The sequence below is a fragment of the Nocardia carnea genome (assembly GCF_029868325.1).
GTDB lineage: Bacteria > Actinomycetota > Actinomycetes > Mycobacteriales > Mycobacteriaceae > Nocardia > Nocardia carnea_C.
In genome coordinates, this window is the sequence record NZ_JARWNW010000133.1 from 1 (window position 1) to 2,881 (window position 2,881).

A 2,881-nucleotide genomic window follows, 5' to 3' on the forward strand; every position below is an offset into this window, starting at 1 on the left:
CCGGCCCGCGCCGTGCGCGACGAGACCTGCGAACACCATCACGGTGGCGCCGAGGAGGCCTGCGCCGGCGATCCCGGCGGCCGAGAGGAACGTGGCCGCGAAGATTACCTGCCCGCCGCGGCGGATCGATCCGGTCCAGCCCGAGGTGAGGGAACCGAGGACGGCGCCGACCGCGGGCGCGGCGAACAGCAGGCCCGCGGTGGCGTCACCGGCGTGCAGTACCTCGGTGACGTACTCCGGGATCAGGACATTCCAGCCGGACAGCAGCATGGTGATACAGCCGACGAGCAGTGTCGCGCCGATGACCCGGTGCCGTGCGGCGAAACGGAACCCGGACAGCGCGGCCCGTACCGGTGACTCATCGTGCCCGCGTTCGGCGGTCATGGGGCCGAGGCGGGCGAGGAGCAGTGTCGTCACCAGGCTCGCCGCCGCCGCGAACCAATAGTTGGCGGCGACATCGACCCAGGCGATCAGGACGCCGGCGAGAGCGGGCGCCGACATATGGCCGAGGTCGGCCGTCAATGCCATCAGTGCGGCTCCCGCCGCCAGTTTGCCGGGTGGTATCAGCGCGGGCATCACCGCGACCAGCGCTGTTTCCGAGATACCGCCGGTGACGCCGTCGATCACGGCGCAGAGGAAGATCACCCATAGTTTCGGTTCGGGCAGCATTGCGTTCACCGCGAGCAGGGCGAAGCCGAGGGTGGCGGCGGCGCGGGAACCGAGGATGACGAGCCGGCGGTCGTAGTGGTCGGCGGCGGTACCGCCGATCAGGGTTCCCGCGAAGGCCGAAAGGCCGATGGTCGTGGCGACACCGGCGACTACGGCGGTCGAACCGGTGAGCGCGAAAACCTGGATGGGCAGGGCGACGACCAGGAAACCGATACCGAATACGGAGATCGTGCGGGCGGTGAACACGGTCCGGAATTCGCGGCTGGTACGCAGCGGGGACACATCGATCGTGAGGCGGGCCGTTGCCGCCCGCATGCCGGCACGATTGTCACTGGGCATGGGTGCCTCCTCTCCTCTGCTGTCCGGCCGGTGCTGAGCGGCGGGTCGAGGGTACCGGGAGAAGGAACCACGACGTCAGGCGTATCAGGCCTGGGTCCCCCAGCGCGTACAAGAATCAGTCGACCACTGACCTGTATTTCGAGTTCCTGTGCAATATGCCTCTTCCTTTGTCTTTTTCTTCTGCGGTTGGGTTGTCTCAGTAGAAAACCAAGTAGAGGGCCATATGTTTAGATGCGCATATCGTTGTATGGAGATTATTTCTACTCGGTGAGCGCCACGAGGTTTCGACTGCTCCCGGATGTCGGCCAAGTTTCGTGGTGCCGCATTCGCCCGTGTCCCAGGGGAAGCCGGCCGGCTCCATGCAGGGCGCTCCTCTCCCCCTGTGCGCCCGCCCCTGCCCGGGGCGAACCGCTGGAGCCGGCCGCCGAACGCGCTCCCCCATTTCCGCGTGGCAGTCGGCCACCGTTTCGGCTCGCACCGCATCGCCACGACCCCCGAACGACCTCGAGTCGGCTCACCACCTCGAGGTCGTCAGATTTCGGCAGTTGCGGCGATTTCGTATCTGCCTCCCCTGGTTACTTCGGTGTTCCGCGCTCCGAACGCTCGGGGAGCTGTCCGCGCAGCGCACGGTCGACGGTGTCGTCGCCGCACACCTTCCGGGCGAGGATTTCGAGGTCGGCCGCACGGCGCAGATGGTTACCGCCTTCGACCGGGAGGACGGCGCCGGTCACCCAGGAGGATTCCGGGCCGGCGAGATAGCGGACGGCCTCGGCGATATCGTCCGCTGTCCCCACCCGGGCCAGCGGTTTCTCCCGCAGGACCCGGGCACGCTGAGTTTCGTCGGCGGCGATCAGGCCCGGTTTCGCCGCGTCGGTGGGGACCAGCCCCGGGCGGATCGCATTGACCCGGACATCGAGCGCCCCGAGTTCGTCGGCCGCTACCCGGACGAGCGCTTCCAGCGCGGCCTTGGCGATGGAGTAGGAACCCATGAACGGGAAGGAGCCGCCACCGGCCGTGGAGGACAGGCAGATCACGGATCCGCCGCCGTGGGCGACCATTGCGGCGGCACTGTGCCGGATCGCCAGCAGTGCTGTCAGCACATTGCGTCGGAAGTCGGCGCCGGCGACGTCATCGGTCAACGCCATCACCGGGGCCATGGTGCCGCCGCCGACCGTGCAGACGCAGATACGCAGAGGTGTGCTGTCGGCCAGGGCGACGGCGCGGGCGATATCGTCCTCATCAGCGGAATCGCCCGTCATCCACCGCACCGGCGCGGCGTCCGGGACATGCTGCGTCACCCAGTCGGCGGCGCTGCGCAGGGTTTCCTCGGTACGGCCCAGCAGCGTGACCGAGGCGCCGTCGCGGGCCAGGCGGGCGGCAGCCGATCGGCCGAATCCGCCTCCGCCGCCGGTGATCAGCGCGCCGAAGCCGGCGAGGGGTCGGGACATGAGAGGGACCGCCTGTCGTCGTAGAGGTGGATGGGTTCGTCGTCGCGAGAGCGCCGGGACCCCGGCCGGGCTACCTGTGTGGTGCGCCGGCCGAGTGTCAGCGCGATCTCCCGGGCGGCGGCCGCCACCAGCGGGGCTGCCCGCTCGAACGGCGCGGTGTCGGCGGGGCCGCAGACCGACAGTGCGGCGAGGGGGCCGGGGGGGGGGGGGGGGGGGGGGGGGGGGGGGGGGGGGGGGGGGGGGGGGGGGGCGCGGGCGCCCGCCCCGGCGCCCGCCGCGCGCGCCGCGGCCCCGGGCCCGCAAGCGAATCCGGAACCGCCCCCCCCCCCGGCCGCGGCGGCCGCGGCGGGGGCCGCCAAAAAAACATACCCCAACCCGCCCGCAAGAGCGCCCCCGAGATAACCCCCCCCCCCCCCCCCCCCCCC

General features: G+C 70.7%; 2 protein-coding genes. Both read right to left on the reverse strand.

The features are described 5' to 3' along the window. A partial coding sequence (entS, locus tag QH196_RS09860; RefSeq protein WP_280415458.1) for an enterobactin transporter EntS occupies positions 1 to 1,008 on the reverse strand: 1,008 nt, incomplete at its 3' end. Between the two features lie 575 nt (positions 1,009 to 1,583). Further along, positions 1,584 to 2,456, reverse strand: coding sequence for an SDR family NAD(P)-dependent oxidoreductase (locus tag QH196_RS09865; protein ID WP_280415459.1), 873 nt, complete (start codon positions 2,454 to 2,456; stop codon positions 1,584 to 1,586). Positions 2,457 to 2,881 lie beyond the last annotated feature (425 nt).